Annotated in this window: 21 protein-coding genes; 18 read left to right on the top strand and 3 right to left on the bottom strand. The window is 39.9% G+C overall.

Annotation, left to right across the window (positions count from 1 at the left end; translation table 11 throughout):
- Window positions 1-5 precede the first annotated feature (5 nt).
- From tviB to ACQEXT_RS09900, 11 genes are all read left to right on the top strand, one after another.
- Window positions 6-1,280 (top strand): Vi polysaccharide biosynthesis UDP-N-acetylglucosamine C-6 dehydrogenase TviB, encoded by a 1,275-nt coding sequence (gene tviB, locus ACQEXT_RS09950; protein WP_426951864.1) that lies wholly within the window; start codon window positions 6-8, stop codon window positions 1,278-1,280.
- A 32-nt stretch (window positions 1,281-1,312) separates the two neighbouring features.
- Window positions 1,313-1,894, top strand: coding sequence for an acyltransferase (locus ACQEXT_RS09945; protein ID WP_426951863.1), 582 nt, complete (start codon window positions 1,313-1,315; stop codon window positions 1,892-1,894).
- A gap of 1 nt (window position 1,895) precedes the next feature.
- The gene (locus ACQEXT_RS09940) at window positions 1,896-2,975 is read left to right on the top strand and encodes a DegT/DnrJ/EryC1/StrS family aminotransferase (RefSeq protein ID WP_426951862.1); all 1,080 of its coding nucleotides are present in this window, start codon (window positions 1,896-1,898) and stop codon (window positions 2,973-2,975) included.
- Window positions 2,976-2,979: 4 nt separating this feature from the next.
- A complete protein-coding gene (locus ACQEXT_RS09935; protein ID WP_426951861.1) occupies window positions 2,980-4,086 on the top strand; it encodes a glycosyltransferase in 1,107 nt (368 codons plus the stop codon).
- Between the two features lie 39 nt (window positions 4,087-4,125).
- Window positions 4,126-5,466, top strand: coding sequence for a hypothetical protein (locus tag ACQEXT_RS09930; RefSeq protein ID WP_426951860.1), 1,341 nt, complete (start codon window positions 4,126-4,128; stop codon window positions 5,464-5,466).
- A gap of 58 nt (window positions 5,467-5,524) precedes the next feature.
- Window positions 5,525-6,508, top strand: a complete 984-nt coding sequence (locus tag ACQEXT_RS09925) for a glycosyltransferase (protein ID WP_426951859.1) — start codon at window positions 5,525-5,527, stop codon at window positions 6,506-6,508.
- A 41-nt stretch (window positions 6,509-6,549) separates the two neighbouring features.
- Window positions 6,550-7,017 carry a hypothetical protein gene (locus tag ACQEXT_RS09920; protein WP_426951858.1) on the top strand — a complete coding sequence of 156 codons (468 nt, stop codon included), beginning with the start codon at window positions 6,550-6,552 and terminating at the stop codon, window positions 7,015-7,017.
- A gap of 1 nt (window position 7,018) precedes the next feature.
- Window positions 7,019-7,471, top strand: a complete 453-nt coding sequence (gene pssE, locus ACQEXT_RS09915) for a PssE/Cps14G family polysaccharide biosynthesis glycosyltransferase (RefSeq protein ID WP_426951857.1) — start codon at window positions 7,019-7,021, stop codon at window positions 7,469-7,471.
- On the top strand, window positions 7,468-8,445 hold the full coding sequence (locus ACQEXT_RS09910; protein WP_426951856.1) for a UDP-glucose 4-epimerase family protein: 978 nt from the start codon (window positions 7,468-7,470) through the stop codon (window positions 8,443-8,445). The genes pssE and ACQEXT_RS09910 overlap by 4 nt, the downstream gene beginning before the upstream one ends.
- Complete coding sequence (locus ACQEXT_RS09905; RefSeq protein WP_426951855.1) at window positions 8,442-8,990, top strand: sugar transferase; 549 nt, start codon at window positions 8,442-8,444, stop codon at window positions 8,988-8,990. The genes ACQEXT_RS09910 and ACQEXT_RS09905 overlap by 4 nt, the downstream gene beginning before the upstream one ends.
- Before the next feature lie 70 nt (window positions 8,991-9,060).
- Window positions 9,061-10,995 carry a polysaccharide biosynthesis protein gene (locus tag ACQEXT_RS09900; RefSeq protein WP_426951854.1) on the top strand — a complete coding sequence of 645 codons (1,935 nt, stop codon included), beginning with the start codon at window positions 9,061-9,063 and terminating at the stop codon, window positions 10,993-10,995.
- Between the two features lie 36 nt (window positions 10,996-11,031).
- Here ACQEXT_RS09900 and pssA read toward each other — a convergent pair whose 3' ends face one another.
- From pssA to murB, 3 genes are all read right to left on the bottom strand, one after another.
- Window positions 11,032-12,372, bottom strand: coding sequence for a CDP-diacylglycerol--serine O-phosphatidyltransferase (gene pssA, locus ACQEXT_RS09895; RefSeq protein WP_426951853.1), 1,341 nt, complete (start codon window positions 12,370-12,372; stop codon window positions 11,032-11,034).
- A gap of 127 nt (window positions 12,373-12,499) precedes the next feature.
- Complete coding sequence (gene birA, locus ACQEXT_RS09890; protein WP_426951852.1) at window positions 12,500-13,462, bottom strand: bifunctional biotin--[acetyl-CoA-carboxylase] ligase/biotin operon repressor BirA; 963 nt, start codon at window positions 13,460-13,462, stop codon at window positions 12,500-12,502.
- Window positions 13,459-14,505 (bottom strand): UDP-N-acetylmuramate dehydrogenase, encoded by a 1,047-nt coding sequence (gene murB / locus ACQEXT_RS09885; RefSeq protein ID WP_426951851.1) that lies wholly within the window; start codon window positions 14,503-14,505, stop codon window positions 13,459-13,461. The genes birA and murB overlap by 4 nt, the downstream gene beginning before the upstream one ends.
- A gap of 59 nt (window positions 14,506-14,564) precedes the next feature.
- On the opposite strand from murB, the gene ACQEXT_RS09880 reads away from it, so the two are divergent.
- From ACQEXT_RS09880 to ACQEXT_RS09850, 7 genes are all read left to right on the top strand, one after another.
- Window positions 14,565-14,987, top strand: a complete 423-nt coding sequence (locus ACQEXT_RS09880; protein ID WP_426951849.1) for a GNAT family N-acetyltransferase — start codon at window positions 14,565-14,567, stop codon at window positions 14,985-14,987.
- 77 nt (window positions 14,988-15,064) lie between these two features.
- Window positions 15,065-15,676 carry a helix-turn-helix transcriptional regulator gene (locus tag ACQEXT_RS09875; protein WP_426951847.1) on the top strand — a complete coding sequence of 204 codons (612 nt, stop codon included), beginning with the start codon at window positions 15,065-15,067 and terminating at the stop codon, window positions 15,674-15,676.
- 153 nt (window positions 15,677-15,829) lie between these two features.
- Complete coding sequence (locus ACQEXT_RS09870; protein WP_426951846.1) at window positions 15,830-16,165, top strand: DUF3135 domain-containing protein; 336 nt, start codon at window positions 15,830-15,832, stop codon at window positions 16,163-16,165.
- Window positions 16,166-16,279: 114 nt separating this feature from the next.
- Window positions 16,280-17,041, top strand: coding sequence for a GNVR domain-containing protein (locus ACQEXT_RS09865; RefSeq protein ID WP_426951845.1), 762 nt, complete (start codon window positions 16,280-16,282; stop codon window positions 17,039-17,041).
- Window positions 17,042-17,278: 237 nt separating this feature from the next.
- Window positions 17,279-17,569: a co-chaperone GroES gene (locus ACQEXT_RS09860; RefSeq protein ID WP_004410737.1), complete on the top strand. Its 291-nt coding sequence runs from the start codon at window positions 17,279-17,281 to the stop codon at window positions 17,567-17,569.
- Between the two features lie 75 nt (window positions 17,570-17,644).
- A complete protein-coding gene (gene groL / locus ACQEXT_RS09855) occupies window positions 17,645-19,291 on the top strand; it encodes a chaperonin GroEL (RefSeq protein WP_426951844.1) in 1,647 nt (548 codons plus the stop codon).
- Window positions 19,292-19,501: 210 nt separating this feature from the next.
- Window positions 19,502-20,668 carry a nucleotide sugar dehydrogenase gene (locus ACQEXT_RS09850; RefSeq protein ID WP_426951842.1) on the top strand — a complete coding sequence of 389 codons (1,167 nt, stop codon included), beginning with the start codon at window positions 19,502-19,504 and terminating at the stop codon, window positions 20,666-20,668.
- The last annotated feature ends 43 nt before the right edge of the window (window positions 20,669-20,711 follow it).

The raw sequence follows: 20,711 nt of genomic DNA, 5'->3' as shown, positions 1-20,711 counted from the left end.
AGAGAATGAAACTAGATAATTTAAAAATTGGTATCGTAGGCTTAGGCTATGTTGGTCTACCGCTTGCTGTAGAGTTTGGTAAACAGTATTCGACGATTGGCTTTGATATTAACCAGCATCGCGTCAATGAGTTAAAATCAGGTAATGACTCAACATTGGAATGCACACCTAAAGAATTAAAAAGTGCGCCACTATTAAGCTATACTTCAGAGTTAAGCGCCATACAAAAGTGCAATTTTTATGTTGTTACGGTACCTACACCAATTACAGACGATAACACTCCAGATCTAACACCATTAAAAAAAGCTTCTGAAGCACTTGCTAAGGTCATTTCTTCTGGAGATGTTGTAGTCTTTGAATCTACGGTGTATCCAGGGGCTACTGAAGATATCTGTATTCCTCTAATTGAGAAGCTATCAGGTTTGGTATTCAACAAAGACTTTTATGCGGGTTATAGCCCTGAGCGTATAAATCCAGGTGATAAAGTTAATCGTTTAACCACTATCATGAAGATTACGTCAGGATCAACTCCTGAAATTGCTGACTTTGTGGACTCTGTTTACTCGTCTATAATTGATGCCGGAACTCATAAAGCATCTTCGATTAAAGTAGCTGAGGCAGCCAAAGTTATCGAAAATACGCAGAGAGATTTAAATATTGCTATTATTAATGAGTTTGCAAAAATCTTTAACAAATTAGATATCGATACAGAAGAAGTTCTAAAAGCTGCAGGCACCAAGTGGAACTTCTTACCATTTAAACCTGGTTTAGTTGGTGGTCATTGTATTAGTGTTGATCCGTATTATTTAACACATAAAGCTCAAGAGGTAGGTTATCGTCCAGAAGTTATTTTAGCCGGTCGTCGGATTAATGATGGTATGGGTGAATATGTAGCTACTCAATTAGTTAAAAAGCTTGCTAGTAAAAAAATTCACGTTGATGAAGCGAAGGTATTAATAATGGGCTTTACGTTTAAAGGCGATTGTCCTGATGTTCGTAATACCAAAATCATCGACATTGTAAAAGAGTTAAAAGACTTCAATATGACTGTTGATGTCTATGATTCGTGGGCATCTTCTGAAGAGGTTTATTACGAGTACGGAATTGAGTTAGTTACTGAGCTTAAAGAGAATGAATACGATGCTATTGTTTTAGCTGTTGATCATACTGAAACTAAGACTATGGGAGTTTCTAAGTTAAGATCTTTAGGTAAGCCGGAACATATTCTTTATGACGTGAAACATGTTTTAGCTATCGGAGAATCGGACTTGCGGTTATGAAAATTACGGGTTCGTAAATAAAAGGGTCAATCATGAGTTTTTATAAGCATGAAACAGCTATCATTGACGATGGTGCACAAATTGGTAAGGATTGCCGAGTATGGCACTGGGCACATGTTTGCTCTGGGGCAATAATTGGCGATGAAGTTTCTATAGGACAAAATGTTTTTGTTGGAAATAGAGCTTTAATTGGTAATAAGTGTAAAGTTCAAAATAACGTGTCTGTTTATGATAATGTTCAATTAGGTGAGGGCGTTTTTTGTGGGCCAAGCATGGTGTTTACGAACGTTTATAACCCACGTTCATTGATCGAACGTAAAGACCAGTATAGAGACACTATAGTTAAAAAGGGAGCTACACTAGGAGCTAACTGTACAATAGTATGTGGAATAACTATAGGTGAGTACGCTTTTATAGGCGCAGGCACAGTGGTAAACAAAGATGTAAAACCATTTGCATTGATGGTTGGTGTTCCTGCAAAGCAGATCGGCTGGATGAGTGTTCATGGAGAACAATTAGCTTTACCTTTAACTGGTTTTGAAGAAGTAATTTGTCCTCATACAAACCAAAAATATCGCTTAGAAAATGACAGATTATATTTAGAAGATAACTAAGATGCAATTCATAGATCTAGAAGCTCAGTACAAACATTTGAAAGATAAAATTGATGCACGTATCCATAAAGTTTTAGACCACGGTAAATATATTATGGGACCGGAGGTGTTCGAGTTAGAGTCAAAATTAGCTGAATATGTTGGAGTAAAACATTGTATTACGTGTGCGAATGGTACTGATGCATTAACACTAGCTATGATGGTGTTAGATATTAATGAAGGTGATGCCGTATTTTGTCCTACGTTTACTTTTTTTGCTACAGCTGAAACAGTAGCATTTGCAAACGCCACCCCTGTCTTTGTAGACTCTGATGAAGCGACATTTAATATTTGTCCAGTTGATCTAGAGAAACAAATTCAGAAAGTGATAGCCGAGGGCAGGCTAACTCCTAAAGCTATTGTAGCTGTTGATTTATTTGGATTGCCTGCCAATTATTACTTAATTGAGAAGATAGCTAAAAAGTATAAGTTGAAGCTGATAGAAGATGCGGCTCAGGGTTTTGGTGGCTCTATCAATGGAAGAATGGCAGGAAGCTTTGGTGACATTGCAACGACTAGCTTTTTTCCAGCAAAACCTCTGGGTTGTTATGGGGACGGCGGAGCGATTTTTACCGACGACGATGTGTATGCAGAGTTACTACGCTCATACAGAATTCATGGGAAAGGAACAGATAAATACGATAATGTGCGTATTGGAGTTAATAGCCGCTTAGACACTATTCAAGCGGCAGTTTTAATTGAGAAGTTATTAGAGTTTCCTGAAGAGTTAAGTAATAGAAATAAAGTTGCAGAAATATACCAAAATACATTACCAAATAAATTTGTTACGCCTAAAGTACCGCTAGGTTTCAGTAGCTCTTGGGCGCAATATACAGTTCGTTGCGAAAATCGAAGTGAATCCATGGATGAATTCAATAGTAGCGGTATACCAACAATGGTTTATTACCGAACTTGTATGCATCAACAAAGTGCCTTTTCTCATCTTGGATATCAAATAGGTGATTTTCCTGTGGCCGAAATGCTATCAGGTCAGGTGCTTAGTTTACCTATATGCGGATATACAAATATATTAAAGGCATAAGCTAATGAAAAAGTTACTTTACATTACTGATGCAGATATAACTAAACCTGGCGTCTTGAAAAAGATAGAACATCAGCATGCTGCATTTGAAAAGTTCGGCTTTGAAGTGTCAACGACTTACTTCGATGGTGACTATTTTTGCATTAATAGGCAACCGGTTTGTATAATCAAGAGAAACCGATGGTATAGATTGAAATCTAGATTCTTTTGGCCTAGAAGGATCGATGACATCATTCTTAAAGATGGTTGGGATCTGGTTTATATTCGAAAACCAATTATTAGTTTCGGTTTTCTTGAATTTGTTAAAAAATTGAAACTGTCGGGAAGCAAGGTCGTTCTTGAAATTCCTACCTACCCTTATGATGCCGAAATCAAGGGTTTTTTCAAAGAAATGCTTTTTAAAGTTGAAGTTTACTGTAGAACTAGATTGAAAGGAAAAGTTGATTTAATTACATATTACGGCGACGGTGGTGAATCAATTTGGAGTTTGCCTGCATTGAAGCTAAACAATGGCATAGTTACTGGAGATTTTGAACTGTGTCATAAAAATGGATGTCGAGAAAGTGTCAACTTTATTGCAGTAGCCCAATTAGCCAATTGGCATGGTTACGACCGTTTTATTCGTGCAATCTCAACTTTTAATAAAGAACATTGTGCAGCTATACATTTTAATATTGTCGGCGAAGGGAATGAACTCGAAAACCTTAAGAGGTTGGTTAACGATTTGAACTTGAACTCGGTGGTTACATTTCATGGGTTTCTCGAAGGAGATAACTTATCATCTATATACAAAAAGAGTGATATAGGCGTAGGGTGTTTAGGCATATTTAGAAAAGGTTTATTGTCAGCATCTTCACTCAAGGTAAGAGAATATTGTGCTTATGGAATTCCATTTATCTACTCTGAAATTGATGAAGTATTCACAAATATAGACTTTGCATACAAAGTCACACATGATGAAACTGATATTGATTTGAATGAGATTTTAGATTGGTACAAGGGCTTAGATTATAGTGGTCGAGATATCCAAGAGTTTGCAAGAAAGCAACTTTCATGGAATGCCCAAATCGAAAAAATAATCTTAAAACTAGACGATATGTTTAGTGAGTAAGTTTTATTTAACTATCTTTATATTGGTGTTATTTTTGTAATGAACAATATGATTTTTAGCAGAGATTATGACTACGAAAAAATTTCTCTTTTTTTCTTATGTTCATTTTTATTTTTTCAGTTTTCGCTATCATTCGACGACAGACTTAGTTTTTTGTCTTTCTATGGATTAGTTCATTTTTTTTGGCTATTTACTTATTTTGTCTTTTGTAGTATTTCATTGAGGCTTCGCTTTGGTGCCTCGATTATTTTGATTACATTATATCAACTGTGTTGTGTGCTCTTTTTATTTAGCTTTTATTTAACGGAAGTCGGTAACCCTTTAGGGATTAATCCAGTCGATGCTAAGTTTTATGATTTTGTAGCAAACAAGACAGCTGAACTAAGTTTATCAGAATCAGTGGCTTATGTGCTAAGCACTCATGATTCTGGTGAGTTGGGTTTTACACTATACTTACGATTTATCTATATCCTTCCTGGTGATTCGATCGCCAATATGAAGCTAGCAAATGTTATCTCTCATATTCTTTCTGGCATATTTGTATATAAATTGGTTAGGTTATTGGATTTAAACGAAAATATGGCAAAGCTGGCATTCATTCTGTTTTGTATGAATCCTGCTTCAGTATATTTTAACGCATCAGGTCTTAAAGAGCCCATATTCCAACTTTTAGTTATTATTACAACTTACTGCTGTTACCGCGCAATTATTAGTAGAAGTGTCATATTCATCGCATTTTCATTCTTGCTTTCAATGGCTATTGGATTGTTTAGGACGCCTTACACTATATTCTTTTTGTTGGGTTTTATGTTGTATGTATATATGGCTGCAGAAGGTAAATTAAAATCTATAGTTAGGCTCACATCAATATTACTCATTCCTCTTTTGGCTTGTATATTTTGGCTTTCATTCCAAGGCGCTATTCAGAGGTTGCTTGGGTTTGATATTACTCTGATGCAAAAAGAAAGGCTAGGAAGAGACACAGTAGGAATCATTGAATACATAGCGCTTACCGTCGCGGGTTTTATTGGTCCTGTCCCGACGTTTAACTACGAAAGCTGGAATATTGAAACGCCTTTATTAACGGTACAGAATTACGTGAAGTTAGTAATGTCAGGTTTTTTTCTCTATTCAACTTATGAAGCCTTAAAAAATAGATGTCTAATTCTTTATCCTATCCTGGTTATTTACTTCTTAAACATGATTATGTTGATTGTATCTGCAGCAACATTTGATTTCCGATTCATTTATCCTTTGATGCCACTATTTTATATAATCTTGAGTTATCGATTTTTAGATAATCCTGTTTTTTCAAGATTATGGTTTTGGCTTTATGTCATTCTCTGTTTTTCATTTCTAATTTCTTATAATCTCAGGTAGTATTGTATGACAGTGCGTATTTGTTTCCTTAGTTTTATATTGTCTATGGAGGTGGTGGATGAAAAGTAAAATTAAATTACTAGTGCTAACAAATATGTATCCATCAGGGAGTCATCAGAAAGGAGTTTTTGTCAAAGAACTTGTAGAATGTGTTATCTTGGATCAAAGAATTGACCAAGTTTCGGTCTTTAATATAGATGAAGTTCGGAGTTCTTTTCTAAAGTACATCTTGTCAGTTTTTAGTCTATTCTATGCTTTGAAAAGACAGAAAGTAGATGTAATAAACGTGCATTATGGTCTCAGTTTTGTACCTTTGTTTTTTTTGCTACCATATATATGGTTTAACAGAATAAAAGTTGTATCTACTTTTCACGGGTCAGATTTAATGGGGATTAAACTTGTTAACATCATTTCAAATTTAGCAATTTTTTTCTCGAATCAGTCCATAATAGTGTCTAAGTGCATGATTGATTATATATGGACTTTTCAGAGAAATGATGTAAGAGTTGTTTCATGTGGAGTCGATGCAATTTTCAAATATGTTGATAGACCTAAGTGGGATAGGTGTCACAAGCTAACAGTAATATTTCCATCATCCCCTTCTCGGCCTGAGAAAAATTATCACCTATTTCGAGATGTAGTCGAAAGGCTAATGCTAAAAAGAGTTGACGTAGAAGAAATTTGTTTCGAAAATCTTAGTCGTATCCAAATTTTCAATGCATTATCTGATGCAAACATCCTGTTCCTTTCTTCGTTAAGAGAAGGTTCCCCCCAAGTTGTTAAGGAAGCTGTCCTTACCGGGCTTCCCGTTATTAGCACTGACGTTGGAGATGTGGTGGATATTTTGGCTGGCATACCAGAACATCAAGCCTTCATTTCTTCTAATCCAGATGACATAGTCGAATGGATATTGACTAATTTTATAGGGTTGTCTATTGAAAAGAGTTTAGTCGATATTAAGTGTAAAAAATACTCTAATTTGGTGTTATCAACACTGTTTGTTGACATATTATATCATACTGTTAATTTTAAAAAGTGCTGAGTTTTGTTAACTAAATTTTGGTTTGTTTATTGGTAGTAGCCGTGAAAAATATAGCAATTGTTTTCGGATGTGGTGGGCACAGAGCTCAAGCAAACAGGTTTTATCACACGTTCTCGGAGGAAAAACACTCGAACTTTTATGGAATCACGGATGAAGGTGATTCTCCATATTGGAGTGAGGGATTTTTGGTGTTGGAACCATTTCGAGATAAGTATTCCGGAAAAATTGTTTCGCCGACTAGAATCGTTTCTAATATAATTACGTCTTATAGATTTTTGCGCGAAAATCGTATTACAACTTTGGTTTCTTTTGGACCCGGTGTTGCTATTTTTGTTGGCATTGCAGCGAAATTAGCTGGTTGTTCTATTATACATTTTGAAACGTGGTCTAAGTTTTACTCCCCAACAATGACAACAAGGGCGATGAGGTATCTAACTAAGAATATTTTTATTCAAAATATTGAGTTAAAAAAGACTATCCCCTATGGGAAGTTTGTAGGTAGATTTTAGAATGAAGATATTGATCACTGTGGGTACAACAGCATTTGATAAGCTTATTGAAGCTATTGATAGGTCATTTGATTGTGATAATACAGTTAGTATTATTGCTCAAGTATCATCTCATTCTAGCTATACACCGAAAAACTTTCAGTCATTCGCATTTAGTGATGAGTTTCAATCGTATGTGGATGTGGCAGATATTGTTGTGACTCATGCAGGAGCTGGCTCAGTGTATTCTATGCTTGAGAGTGGCAAGAAACTAGTCGTTGTTCCAAATTTGACGCGTGCTGATGATCATCAGCTTGAGTTAGCTAGATATGTTGAGCATAATCATTTCGCAGTTTCTTGCTTTGATTTGAACGATATTAGAGGCTGTATAAGCCTTGCAGAAAAAGCAGAGTTTAAGCCGTATCAATGCGAAAAATTTTTCGGTCATAGTGTTGTTCGAGAGTTATTAAAATGAATATATTGGTCACCGGAGCTTCTGGTTTTATCGGTAGTTGGTTGCTCAAACGGTTAGACTTATCTTGCGTTAAAGCCTTAGGGCGGAGTTTACCTGATAACTTTCCAGAGGCTCATTTCTATAAACTAAATATCGATTGCTTAACTGATTATTCTGAAGCTTTGTTTGATGTTGATACAGTTATTCATCTGGCGGGAAGAGTTCATATGATTAATGAACCTTCAAATCTTGATGTAGCTTCAGCTTATCATCAAATGAATACAGCAGGGACATTAAATTTGGCTAGGCAGGCTCATTTAAGAGGGGTTAAACGGTTCATTTTTTTGAGTACAATTAAAGTGAATGGTGAAGGTACTGAGCCAAGTATACCATATAAACCTAACGATGAGCGTCATCCAGAAGATTGTTATGCTCTCTCTAAATCTGAGGCTGAAGAGAAGCTATTTCAATTAGCAGAAGAAACAGGTTTAGAGGTTGTGATTATTCGGCCAACATTAGTGTATGGTCCAGGAGTTAAAGCAAATTTTGCATCTTTGATTGAACTAGCTTCTAAAGGATTGCCGTTGCCGTTTGGTAGGATTGTTGATAATAAACGGAGCTTAGTATCGGTTACTAATTTGGTGGATTTAATAGTTACTTGTATCGAGCATCCTAAGGCTGCAAATCAAGTGTTTCTTGTATCCGATGATCATGATGTTTCAACATCTCAAATGGTCCGCCTAATTGCTACATCACTCGGTAAGTGTGATTGGCAACTCCCTGTACCTAAATGGTGCTTTAAAATAACGGGTAGTATTTTGGGGAAACAGGATGTAGTAGATCGGCTGCTGGGTTCATTACACGTTGATATTACAGCTACAAAAGAAGTACTTGGCTGGAAACCACCACAAACATTAGAAGAAGGTTTTAAAGAGACTGCTGAAGCATTCTCTTTAAATAAAGAGAATAAAGAGAATAAAGAGAATAAAGAATGATACGAACTATCGATTTTCTTATAGCTTTTTTCGGTTTGCTTTTTTTATGGCCAATGTTAATCGTAGTGACCATCATCGGATGGTTTGATACTGGTTACCCAATTTTTGTTCAAGAACGTGTGGGGCGGAATAAAAGACCATTCAAGCTGATTAAGTTTCGTACAATGACGATAGATACTCAATCAGTGGCTAGCCATTTAGCGAGCAGTACTTCTATTACCAAGTATGGTGTTTTTTTGCGCAAAACAAAGGTTGATGAGCTGCCTCAGTTGCTAAATGTGCTTAAAGGCGAAATGAGTCTTGTTGGACCACGTCCAAACTTGTTCAACCAGAGAGAGCTGATTGTTGAGCGCGATGCACTTGGAGTTTATGATGTATTACCGGGAATCACAGGGTTGGCTCAAATTCAAAATATTGATATGTCTACCCCAGCTCTGTTGGCTAAAACCGATAGAGAGATGATCGATACGTTAACATTGAAACTTTACTTTAAGTACATAATGATGACTGCTACTGGTAGTGGAGCAGGTGACGCTGTTAAATAGTTGGTAAAGAGGAGGTAAAAGCCCTTCGCGTTATTTCATTTCATATTCGGACGCAACTTTAAGAACTATCATGGTTAGGTTGAATTTTATCTGGAATCTCTCACGCTTTAATAAACGTATTGTGAGCGTTTGTGTTGATACTTTGTTTATCGTTATATCATTTTATGCTGCTTATTGGACACGGATTGGCCATATAAAGCCTCTTGATGATGTTCTAATTCAATATGTATTACTTGGGACGTGGGTTGCCACAATTTTAGCGTTCACACGTTTGGGCTTATATAGAGCTATTTTGCGCTATCTTACGTTCCATGCGTTAGCTGTAGTAAGTCTTGGTACCATAATTTCCGCAGCTTCCATCTCAGTACTTGCCTTCTATTTTGATGCCCCAGTTCCTAGATCGGTTCCAATTATCTATGGAGCTTTTCTCTGTCTCTTATGTGGTGGTTCTCGCTTAGTTGTCAGAGTGCTGGTTTCTCAGAGTAATGGCAAAGGTAAGAAAAGTGTGCTTATCTATGGAGCAGGTTCAGCTGGCCGGCAATTGGCTTTGGCCTTGCGTTCTTCTGAAACTCATAAGGTGGTTGGTTTTATTGATGAAGATAAAACCCTTTACAACACAATTATCATGGGACTAAAAGTAAAAGGAATTAGCCGAGCTGAAAAGCTAATTGAGAAGCACTCTGTCCGTCAAATATTACTAGCTGTACCAAGCGCTTCAAGGGCTCGCCGAAAAGAGATTTTGGATTCTCTAGTGCATCTCTCTGCAGAAGTTTTAACCGTTCCTGACATGAAAGATATCGTTGAAGGTAAAGCCAAGATCGACGAGTTAAAGGATGTTGAGATAGAAGATCTACTTGGTCGAGATTCGGTTGCTCCGCAGCAAGCTTTGATGGAGGCCAATATCAAAGGCAAAGTTGTTATGGTTACCGGAGCTGGTGGTTCTATTGGTTCCGAGCTTTGTCGTCAAATTATACGTCAGAAGCCTCAATCTCTTATTTTATTCGAGCTATCCGAGTTTGGCTTATATCAAGTTGATCGAGAACTCTCTAACTTAGTTTCGAGTGAAGGTCTGAGCGTTGAAATCATTCCATTATTGGGCTCTGTGCAAAGGATTAATCGTCTTGCTACTGCAATGAAGAGCTTTGGTGTGCAAACTGTGTATCATGCGGCTGCATACAAGCATGTTCCATTGGTGGAATACAATGTAGTCGAAGGGGTGAGGAACAACGTCTTCGGTACCTACTACACAGCGAAAGCAGCCATTGAAGCTCAAGTTGAGTCTTTCGTGCTTATATCTACCGATAAAGCGGTGCGCCCTACCAATGTTATGGGTACCACGAAACGTATGGCAGAACTAGGTCTTCAGGCACTAGCTGAGCAAGAAAGCGCAAAAGAGCATGGAACTCGTTTTTGCATGGTTCGATTTGGTAATGTTCTAGGCTCTTCTGGTTCGGTTATCCCTTTATTTAAAAAGCAAATTGCTAATGGTGGCCCTATCACTGTTACTCACCCAGAGATTATCCGTTACTTTATGACAATCCCAGAAGCGGCGCAGTTGGTGATCCAAGCCGGTGCAATGGGCAAAGGTGGGGACGTGTTTGTTCTTGATATGGGGGAGCCAGTAAAAATAACTGACCTAGCGGTAAATCTTGTTCAACTATCAGGTCTAGAAGTTAAAGATGAGAGTAACCCTTATGGAGATATAGAAATTGAGTTTTCTGGTCTCCGACCGGGTGAAAAATTATTTGAAGAACTTTTGATTGGCGATAATGTTGGTGAGACAGCCCACCCTAGAATTATGACCGCCAATGAACGTTTTCTCCCTTTAGAACAGTATATTGAGCTCATAGAAGCATTAGACAAAGCATGCCATAATTTTGAGCATGATAAGATTCGCCAACTGTTGCTTGAGGCCCCTACAGATTTTAATCCTACAGATGGTATTGGTGATTTAGTTTGGCAAAAGCTTCAAGAGGATGACAGCTATTCAGAAACCGTTCATTAGATAAAATAAAAGCTCCTAAAGGAGCTTTTATTTTATCTAGAGTATCTGCTTCAACACCCGATCTGCTTTTACACGTGTAATCTTGCGCATTAGCTTCTGCACTGCGTCTGGATAGTCTTCAAACTTCTCCAGCTGTCTGTAAGTACAGATCAACTGAGTATGCTGAAGAATATTTTCCACCTCTTTCTCAAACTGAGATGTTAGGTGGTGGTAGTTGTCCTGAATAAAGATAGCGTTCTCTAGATCCAGTTTCCAAGCTCTTGGATTTAGGTTGTTGCCCGTGATCAGCATGTAGCGCTTATCTACCCAAATGCCTTTGAGGTGGAAGCTGTTCTCATCGTGCTTCCATAGGTGGATAGATAGCTTACGGCTAGCAATATTTGCTTCATTCGTTTTGGCAAACTGGCGTAGATTGCGCTCATAGAGGTAAGGTAAACCACCAATGGTTTTAAATTCTTCTTCTGGTGAGATGTAAAAGTCGTTAGCCGTCTTATCACCGACAACAATCGTCACCTTCACACCGCGTCTCAGTGCCTTTCTTACTTCTTTCGCAACACTACGAGGGAAGTTGAAATAAGGCGTACAGATAAAGATCTCATCTTTTGCTTGAGCAAGCAGCTGGTTAATACCCTGATTGAGTTTATTACGTTTTTTGCCTACACCGACAATGGGTGTCACCGCAACTTGTTCTTGAGAAGCCGTTTGAGATTCAAATTGATATGAAGATTTTGCCAATGACGCACGTAGCTGACGAATCTGAGCCTTAATCTCTTTGGTTTCAGGTTTGCTTGAGCAAGCAAGATCGTTAACAGCAGGGTGTGCCACGATTTCATGTTGGACAAAGTTCACCATACTATCTGCCAGAGCTTTATTCTCTAGAACATGGTAACGATCAAAACGATAGCGATCTTTATAGTTTAGGTAAATATTGTTTAAGCTTGCACCGCTGTAGATAACCGTATCATCGATGATAAAGCCTTTTAGATGCAGGACGCCAAAGACTTCACGGCCTCTAACTGGAATGCCATAAACGGGAATTTTGTGTTGGTGTTTTTCAGCAAAGCTTTTATACATCGCTGCATTGGTTTCACCAGGTTCTGCACCGATTAGACCACGTTGCGCTCGGTGCCAGTCAACACAGACACTAATATCTAACCCAGGGTTGCGCTGCTTAGCTTGATAAAGCTCTGATAATATTTCTCTTCCCGCTTCATCATCCTCTAAGTAAAGAGCAACAAGGCAGATTCGTTTACTTGCCTGACGAATCGCTTCAATCAAGCGAGTTCGAAAATCTTTGGCAGAATACAAGGTTTCAAACCGTTCAGGATCTTGCGCCAAAGTAGGAAGTTGTTCGAATAAATTCCTATTAGTCATCATGTTGGATGTATTGCCTTTACTAAAAGTGGACAGGGATATTAGCAAAATGTCGAAAGAGTTCCTAGCCGACAGATCCTAGTTCGAGATTCTTAATTGTAAAAGATGGTATTTGTGCTCGTTTTGACAATTATTTATTGGGACGAAGACTAATCTCCCCACCTATATAGCTTTCGATGCCTTGTTCAGTTTCTAGCAAAACGGCGCCTTGTTCATTGATGCCGCGAGCAATACCAGTAATCTCTCTCGGGCCCATGATCAACTTAATTGGTCGGTCGATGAAGTTATCGAGGCGATTCCATCGTTCTACAAAACCTGCCATGCCTTTTAGCTCATAATCATTAAGGGCATTGTGCAGCGTATTGATCATAGTAATTGCTAACTCATTTCGGTCGATATTTTTGTTTTCACCAACCTCTTGCAAGCTAGCCCATGGTTGAGTAATACCCTCGGTCTTGTCAGACATCATTAGGTTCATTCCCATACCAATAACTAAGTTTGCAGCAGCGCCTGCTTGGCCTGACATCTCTACCAGAATGCCAGCGAGCTTACGATCTTGATAGTACAGGTCGTTTGGCCATTTTAGTTTAACGCCATTAAGCCCCATTTCTTCGAGGGCTTCAACGATAGCTACACCAACCACTAGGCTTAGTCCCATCGCCGCAGCCATGCCAGCATCTAGGCGCCAGTACATTGACAAATAGAGGTTAGAACCAAATGGAGAAATCCATTCACGCCCACGGCGACCGCGACCTTTGGCCTGATATTCCGCTAAACACACAGATCCTGATTCAAGGTTGTCAGTGCGGTCGAGAAGATATTGGTTGGTCGAATCAATGATTGGAATCAGTTCTACAGGGGTAGAAATAGCCTGATTAAGAGTCTCCTGATCGAGTAACTGCATTGGCTTAGCAAGCTGATAACCTTTGCCTTGCACCCGAAAAATATCAACCCCCCAATCTTGAATACCTTTAATGTGCTTGCTAATCGCAGCGCGAGAAACGCCAAGTTGTTCACCTAGCTCTTCGCCGGAGTGAAAGCCACCTTGAGAGAGTGTTTTTAGAATCGATAACTTGACCGAATGCTCTTTCATTGTGCTTTCTCCAAAATCTCTTGCAGATTGGTTTCTTGTTGTGAGCCCATAAATCTTACTTCGTGTTCAAGCTCAATTTGATAGCGATTAAGCACTTCAGAGCGAACTTTAGCTGCCAACTGAATAACATCAGTGGCTGTTGCGTTGTCTTTATTGACTAACACTAGAGCCTGCATAGGGTGTACTTGTGCTCCGCCTATCCTGATGCCTTTAAGCTTACATTGATCAATCAACCATCCGGCTGCGATTTTCATCCCGCCGTCAGCAGGGTAGGCAACGATGTCTGGGAACTGCTGTTTGAGGAGTTCAAAATGTGATTGAGGGATTACCGGGTTCTTGAAAAAGCTCCCCGCGTTACCTGTCACATTTGGGTCTGGAAGTTTCTCCATACGAATCTGGCACACACGCTCAAAGATATCTTGAGCAGTTGGAGTATTTGCTTCGAGGGATTTTAGCGGGCCATACTCAATTTGAGGTTGCCATTGTTTGGCTAACTTCAGCCCTAGCGCAACAATGACTGCTTTACCATGCAACTGATGCTTGAATATTGAATCTCGATAACCAAAATTGCACTCTTCATTAGTGAGACGCTGAATACTAAAGCTATCGAGGCAAAGGATATCGACATATTCACACACATCTTTCAGTTCAACACCATAGGCTCCGATATTTTGGATTGGAGCACTGCCAGCACAACCAGGAATAAGAGCAAGATTCTCCAATCCTGCATAGCCATGATTGACGGACCATTCAACAAGTGATGGCCAATCTTCTCCACCAGCAATATGCAGATGCCAATGCGTTGCAGACTCAGTTACTTGTTTGCCGACAATTCTATTGAGTACCACTACACCATGATAAGGCTCGGTAAAAAGCATATTGCTGCCTTTACCTAGCATTAACTTGGGTAGCTGTTTCCATTGCGGGTTTTGATAAACCTGCTTTATCTCTTCAGTAGAGTTCACCTCAACAAGGAAGTCACACTGCTGTGAGATAGAGAAAGTATGGTAGGGGTGGAGGTCGGCGTTAGCTGTAATTTGCATTGGTTTCGTTGAGTAATCTAAACTGCCAGCATTCTACCTCAAATTGAAGCTTGGTGATAATGAGCCCTCTGCATATAGAAGTATTAGATCCGATTAAACTGCCGCTCGTAGCTCGCTTATATAAATCTTATTACCCATCAGGGAAAGCCAAAAAAGATGAATTGATACTCGCGGGGTATATCGATCAGCAAATTGTCGCGGTGGTTCGCTTTCGTCAGATAGAAGAGTGTCGATTGTTGACAGGTATGTTAGTGATTCCAGATTTGAGAGCAAAGGGGTTAGGGCATCACTTAATGAACTATTGTGAGCAGCAGGTGTTGGCCAATCAGGATTATTGCTTCGCTTATCAACATCTTGAATCGTTTTATCGCCAGCATGGCTTTAAGGCGGTGGATTTATCAGCACTGCCAAACACGCTGAGAAACTTATTCGAACGATACAGCCGAAGCAAAAAACTTATCCCAATGCAGTATGTGCCGTAACCTCCGAGTTAGTCCTGTAAAGCATTTGCTTTATTAATTGGTTGCTCCATAATATTTTTGTGGTTGAGGGAGCAAGCATGAAAAGTGTTGATTTAATTCTACAGACAATTAAAAAAGATGGAGCAGTCACGGCTAAGCAGCTTGCTGAGCAACTTAACATGACCACCATGGGAGCTCGTCAACACCTGCAAAGCCTGCAAAAAGAGGGTTTTTTGTCTTTTGAGGATCTGAAAGTAAAAGTCGGGCGTCCAACCCGACACTGGTCTCTAACGCAAAAAGGGCATGCTCAATTTGCTGACCGCCACAGCGAGCTGACTATTCAAGTCATAGAAGCGGTAGAAACACTGTTTGGTGCCGAAGGGGTACAGAAAGTCGCCAATGAAAGGGAAGCAAAGACATTAGCCAATTATCAAGCTGAATTAAGCCATTGCCCTGACGTGCTCTCTAAACTGACTAAGTTGGTGGAGCTGAGAAAGCAAGAAGGCTACATGGCTGAGCTTGAGCAAACTCCACAAGGTTATGTGCTAATAGAAAATCATTGTCCTATCTGTAAAGCGGCGACACGTTGCCCAAGTTTATGCCAGTCAGAACTGAATGTTTTTCAGAGTTTGCTAGGTAAAGATGTCTCTATTGAACGCTCCGAACATATTATTCAAGGTCAACGTCGCTGCGTATATTCCATTGTGTAGCGAGTCTCTTTTCTTCAGAAATGTTGTGTTTAGATGCATATTGAGCTGTCTTGATTTTGAGATTGATAGTTTTAGTAGTACGCGATTCCCCCTGCATTGACCTATCCTTACGATAGGTCTTTAACCACAGGCTTTGCGTGTAAGGGAGCTATTATGAGTTCATCACTAATCAATCAAACCTTGCCCTCTTTTGATGAATTGATGGCACTCGCACAAAATAATCCTGAAGCATTTACCCAGTTCAAGCACGACATGTGTGAGGAAATGATTTTGTCTGCCTCGAAAGAGATGCAGGATCGTTTGTGGGCCCAGCAAAGCCATATCGACCGTGTTGTCGGTAGCTGTAAAAACCCTAATCATGCCAATGTAGTATTAATGCGCGAACTCGTCTCACAAATGGTGAAGTTTCAAGATGTGCTTGATGGCGATGTGACAGACCTAGATAATCAACCTACAGCGCAGGTAATTCCTTTGGAGGATTGGCGGTGACAACCTAAGGTAGGAACTGTTGTATAGTCTGTGCTCGACTTGAACTCTATGGTAGGATTTAACTAGTACTAAAATAACACCGAAACAGGTGCACTACTTAATAAAGGATTACCAGTGAGCGATAAAAATCAATCCCCAGTCGCTAATCAGCAGTATTCATCTCAGATTCCCGCGTCTTATCAAAGCAATGATATTGATCTCAGAGAGTTTATTAGAGCGTTGTGGGAGGGGAAGTTCATTATAATTACGACAGTTATTATTATCGTGGCTGGCGCAGTTTTTTTCGTAGTTAAGCAACCAAATGTTTACAAATCCCACGCATCTTTTGTGCTTGAAAAAGACTTTTATGGCTCAATGAATATATCTGAGCCTAAAATCGTCACTCAGTTTTTGAGTAGTCGTGAGTTAAGGAAAAAAATGTCCTCTGAGGCTAAGGTAGATATAACCTTACTTAATGGTATCATCGTTTCATATGATAAAAGGGATATGAATATTTCAATATCCAAAACATCTACAGAACCACAGGCTGCATTTGATGGTGTCTCAACTTACTCTATTACTTTGAATAGTGTTTTAAAGTCGATAGAGCTAGAAAAGGTGCAAGCTTCTATTGACTCCCTTAAGTCTCAAGAAAATGTATATTCTTTAAAAACTAAAGAGTATTTGGATGAACTATTAGCGCAGCAGCTTTTCAAAAAAGGTTTGTTAGAAAGTCCAAGTTCTAAGTTAGTTATTCAAACAAGGGAAGCAGTCAAACCAACATCATATATAAAACCTAAGCGTACATTAATAGTAGCATTAGGAGCATTACTAGGTGTTATGTTGGGTGTAGCTATAGTTCTAGTTCGCTTCATTTTTCGCCGTGAAGCAGATTAAAAGAAGTTCGTCTGTTTAAATCTATAATACTCCACTTACATTATGGTTTGTGGAGTTTTTTGTATGTGTTGTGGTCAACTAAAATTGTGAATAGCCATCGACTTGATATCTCTGAAGTTGATCACAAAAAATTTTCCATGTCCTCTTGGATTTCCTTTATCTTCCCCTCATATAGATATCACTAGGCTGTGAAAGCCACTTATCAAATCAAACATGTAAATTCAGGAGAGACGACCGATGAACATTCGTCCATTACACGACCGAGTTATTGTAGAACGCCAAGAAGTTGAATCTAAGTCAGCTGGTGGCATCGTTCTGACTGGTTCTGCTGCAGAGAAATCTACTCGCGGCGTTGTACTAGCTGTGGGTAAAGGCCGCATCCTAGAAAACGGTACAGTACTACCGTTGGACGTTAAAGTTGGCGATACAGTTATCTTCGCTGAAGGTTACGGCACTAAAACTGAAAAGATCGACGGTAAAGAAGTGCTAGTGATGTCAGAAAACGACATCATGGCAATCGTTGAGTAATAGCAATCATTGAGTAATTTTTTGCTCAGGTTCAATTTGAAATCATTAAACAGAATTTAGACAAGGAAACTAAAGATGGCTGCTAAAGACGTTAAATTTGGTAATGACGCACGTATTAAGATGCTAGAAGGTGTAAACGTTCTAGCTGACGCAGTAAAAGTAACACTAGGCCCTAAAGGCCGTAACGTAGTTCTAGACAAATCTTTCGGTGCACCAACTATCACTAAAGATGGTGTATCTGTAGCGCGTGAAATCGAACTTGAAGACAAGTTCCAAAACATGGGCGCACAGATGGTTAAAGAAGTAGCGTCTCAAGCAAACGACGCTGCGGGTGACGGTACAACGACAGCAACTGTTCTTGCGCAAGCAATCGTAAACGAAGGCCTAAAAGCAGTTGCAGCGGGTATGAACCCAATGGATCTTAAGCGCGGTATCGACAAAGCAGTCGTTGCAGCGGTTGAAGAGCTAAAAGCACTGTCTGTTGAGTGTAAAGACACAAAAGCGATCGCTCAGGTTGGTACTATCTCGGCAAACTCTGATGCAACAGTAGGTAACATCATTGCTGAAGCGATGGAAAAAGTTGGCCGCGACGGTGTAATTACTGTTGAAGAAGGTCAGGCTCTACAAGATGAGCTAGATGTTGTTGAAGGTATGCAGTTTGACCGCGGTTACCTGTCTCCTTACTTCATCAACAACCAAGAAGCGGGCAGCGTAGATCTAGAAAGCCCATTTATCCTACTAGTCGATAAGAAAGTATCGAACATTCGCGAACTTCTTCCAACTCTAGAAGCTGTAGCGAAAGCATCTCGTCCACTACTTATTATTGCGGAAGATGTTGAAGGTGAAGCTCTAGCGACGCTAGTAGTGAACAACATGCGCGGCATCGTAAAAGTAGCGGCTGTTAAAGCACCTGGTTTCGGTGACCGTCGTAAAGCGATGCTACAAGATATCGCTATCCTAACAGGCGGTACAGTGATCTCTGAAGAGATCGGTCTGGAGCTTGAGAAAGTAACGCTTGAAGACCTAGGTCAAGCTAAGCGTGTAAGCATCACTAAAGAAAACTCAACGATCATCGATGGTGCGGGTGAAGAAGCCATGATCCAAGGTCGTGTTGCTCAAATTCGTCAACAGATTGAAGAAGCAACTTCAGATTACGACAAAGAGAAACTACAAGAGCGCGTAGCTAAGCTAGCTGGCGGTGTTGCAGTAATCAAAGTTGGTGCAGCGACTGAAGTTGAAATGAAAGAGAAGAAAGACCGCGTTGAAGACGCACTTCATGCAACTCGCGCAGCGGTTGAAGAAGGTGTTGTTGCTGGTGGTGGTGTGGCTCTTATTCGCGCTGCATCTAAAGTTGCTAACCTAGAAGGTGACAACGAAGAACAAAATGTTGGTATCCGCGTAGCTCTACGTGCAATGGAAGCGCCAATTCGTCAAATCACTAAGAACGCTGGTGATGAAGAGTCTGTTGTTGCGAACAACGTTCGTGCAGGTGAAGGTAACTACGGTTACAACGCTGCAACTGGCGAATACGGTGATATGATTGAGATGGGTATCCTAGATCCAACTAAAGTGACTCGTAGCGCACTACAGTTCGCAGCATCAGTTGCTGGTCTAATGATCACAACTGAAGCTATGGTGACTGACCTTCCACAAAAAGATTCAGCTGCTATGCCTGATATGGGCGGCATGGGTGGTATGGGTGGCATGGGCGGTATGATGTAATCGTCTTAGCTACTTAGCATCTAAAAACGGAGACTATGGTCTCCGTTTTTATTTGAGTTAAGTTGTGTGGTACTTTATGCGTTTTGGTCCAGCATGCCGGTGTACGCTGTGCCTATTAGTTATTAGAACTAATCTCATTCTTTCGGAACAATAACAGCTCAATATGCTGCCCCCCATATTCTCCGAGATGGGACTTAAATGGAGTAAGTTGTGAAGATTGCCGTAGCTGGTACAGGGTATGTAGGCCTCTCCAATGCAATGTTACTTGCGCAAAACCATCAAGTGGTTGCGCTAGATGTTGTTGCAAAAAAGGTTGAACTCCTAAACCAAAAAATCTCACCTATAGCTGACGTTGAAATTGAAGATTTTTTAGCAAATAAATCGCTTGATTTTATTGCAACGACTAATAAGTATCTCGCTTATCAAGGCGCGCGCTTTATCGTGATTGCGACCCCAACAGATTATGACCCTGTGACAAACTACTTTAATACTTCTTCTGTTGAGTCAGTTATTAAAGATGTTATGGCAATCAACCCTGAAGCGGTCATGGTGATTAAGTCTACAGTCCCTGTCGGCTATACAGAACGTATTAAGCAGGAGTTGGGTTGCGAGAATATCATATTCTCTCCAGAGTTCCTTCGAGAAGGCAAGGCTCTATATGATAACCTGCACCCATCACGTATTATCGTGGGTGAACAGAGTGAGCGAGCCCAGGAGTTTGCCAACCTTTTAGTTGAAGGTGCTGTAAAAGAGAATATCGATGTGCTTTTGACTAATTCAACTGAAGCTGAAGCCGTTAAGTTGTTCTCGAATACCTATCTAGCGATGCGGGTTGCTTATTTCAATGAGCTTGACTCTTATGCCGAAGCACACGGTTTGGATACTCGACAAATCATTCAGGGTGTTGGCTTAGATCCACGTATTGGTAGCCATTACAATAACCCATCATTTGGCTATGGTGGCTACTGCTTACCTAAAGACACAAAACAGTTATTAGCTAACTACCAGGATGTCCCTAACAATATTGTTGGTGCAATTGTCGATGCGAACCGTACCCGAAAAGATTTTATTGCTGACTCGATCTTAAAACGTGAGCCTCAGGTCGTTGGTATATACCGTCTTATCATGAAATCTGGCTCAGATAACTTCCGAGCATCTTCCATTCAAGGCATCATGAAGCGACTTAAGGCGAAGGGGATTACGGTTGTAGTATACGAGCCTGTGCTTGAAGAAGATGAATTCTTCCACTCACAAGTGATACGTGATCTAGAGGTGTTCAAAGCTAAATCTGATGTTATCGTGTCTAATCGTATGGCAGAAGAGCTAGAAGATGTTGCTGACAAGGTTTATACCCGAGATCTGTTTGGTTCCGATTAACTTATAAAAAAGCTCCGTTAGGAGCTTTTTTATTGCCTGCCAT

The sequence above is a fragment of the Vibrio sp. TRT 29B02 genome (genome assembly GCF_050113655.1).
In the GTDB taxonomy this organism is placed as follows: Bacteria; Pseudomonadota; Gammaproteobacteria; order Enterobacterales; family Vibrionaceae; genus Vibrio.
The sequence above is the reverse complement of the archived record's forward strand: the minus strand, read 5'-3'. Positions and strand labels throughout refer to the sequence as shown.

Excerpts from the sequence above, each read along its gene's own strand:
- tviB (WP_426951864.1), top strand. The coding sequence starts at position 6 with ATGAAACTAGATAATTTAAAAATTGGTATCGTAGGCTTAGGCTATGTT.
- ACQEXT_RS09945 (WP_426951863.1), top strand. The coding sequence starts at position 1,313 with ATGAGTTTTTATAAGCATGAAACAGCTATCATTGACGATGGTGCACAA.
- ACQEXT_RS09925 (WP_426951859.1), top strand. The coding sequence starts at position 5,525 with ATGAAAAGTAAAATTAAATTACTAGTGCTAACAAATATGTATCCATCA.
- ACQEXT_RS09860 (WP_004410737.1), top strand. The coding sequence starts at position 17,279 with ATGAACATTCGTCCATTACACGACCGAGTTATTGTAGAACGCCAAGAA.
- ACQEXT_RS09905 (WP_426951855.1), top strand. The coding sequence starts at position 8,442 with ATGATACGAACTATCGATTTTCTTATAGCTTTTTTCGGTTTGCTTTTT.
- ACQEXT_RS09900 (WP_426951854.1), top strand. The coding sequence starts at position 9,061 with ATGGTTAGGTTGAATTTTATCTGGAATCTCTCACGCTTTAATAAACGT.
- pssE (WP_426951857.1), top strand. The coding sequence starts at position 7,019 with ATGAAGATATTGATCACTGTGGGTACAACAGCATTTGATAAGCTTATT.
- ACQEXT_RS09875 (WP_426951847.1), top strand. The coding sequence starts at position 15,065 with ATGAAAAGTGTTGATTTAATTCTACAGACAATTAAAAAAGATGGAGCA.
- ACQEXT_RS09930 (WP_426951860.1), top strand. The coding sequence starts at position 4,126 with ATGAACAATATGATTTTTAGCAGAGATTATGACTACGAAAAAATTTCT.
- ACQEXT_RS09940 (WP_426951862.1), top strand. The coding sequence starts at position 1,896 with ATGCAATTCATAGATCTAGAAGCTCAGTACAAACATTTGAAAGATAAA.
- ACQEXT_RS09880 (WP_426951849.1), top strand. The coding sequence starts at position 14,565 with ATGAGCCCTCTGCATATAGAAGTATTAGATCCGATTAAACTGCCGCTC.
- birA (WP_426951852.1), bottom strand. The coding sequence starts at position 13,462 with ATGAAAGAGCATTCGGTCAAGTTATCGATTCTAAAAACACTCTCTCAA.
- pssA (WP_426951853.1), bottom strand. The coding sequence starts at position 12,372 with ATGATGACTAATAGGAATTTATTCGAACAACTTCCTACTTTGGCGCAA.
- ACQEXT_RS09910 (WP_426951856.1), top strand. The coding sequence starts at position 7,468 with ATGAATATATTGGTCACCGGAGCTTCTGGTTTTATCGGTAGTTGGTTG.
- murB (WP_426951851.1), bottom strand. The coding sequence starts at position 14,505 with ATGCAAATTACAGCTAACGCCGACCTCCACCCCTACCATACTTTCTCT.
- ACQEXT_RS09870 (WP_426951846.1), top strand. The coding sequence starts at position 15,830 with ATGAGTTCATCACTAATCAATCAAACCTTGCCCTCTTTTGATGAATTG.
- ACQEXT_RS09935 (WP_426951861.1), top strand. The coding sequence starts at position 2,980 with ATGAAAAAGTTACTTTACATTACTGATGCAGATATAACTAAACCTGGC.
- groL (WP_426951844.1), top strand. The coding sequence starts at position 17,645 with ATGGCTGCTAAAGACGTTAAATTTGGTAATGACGCACGTATTAAGATG.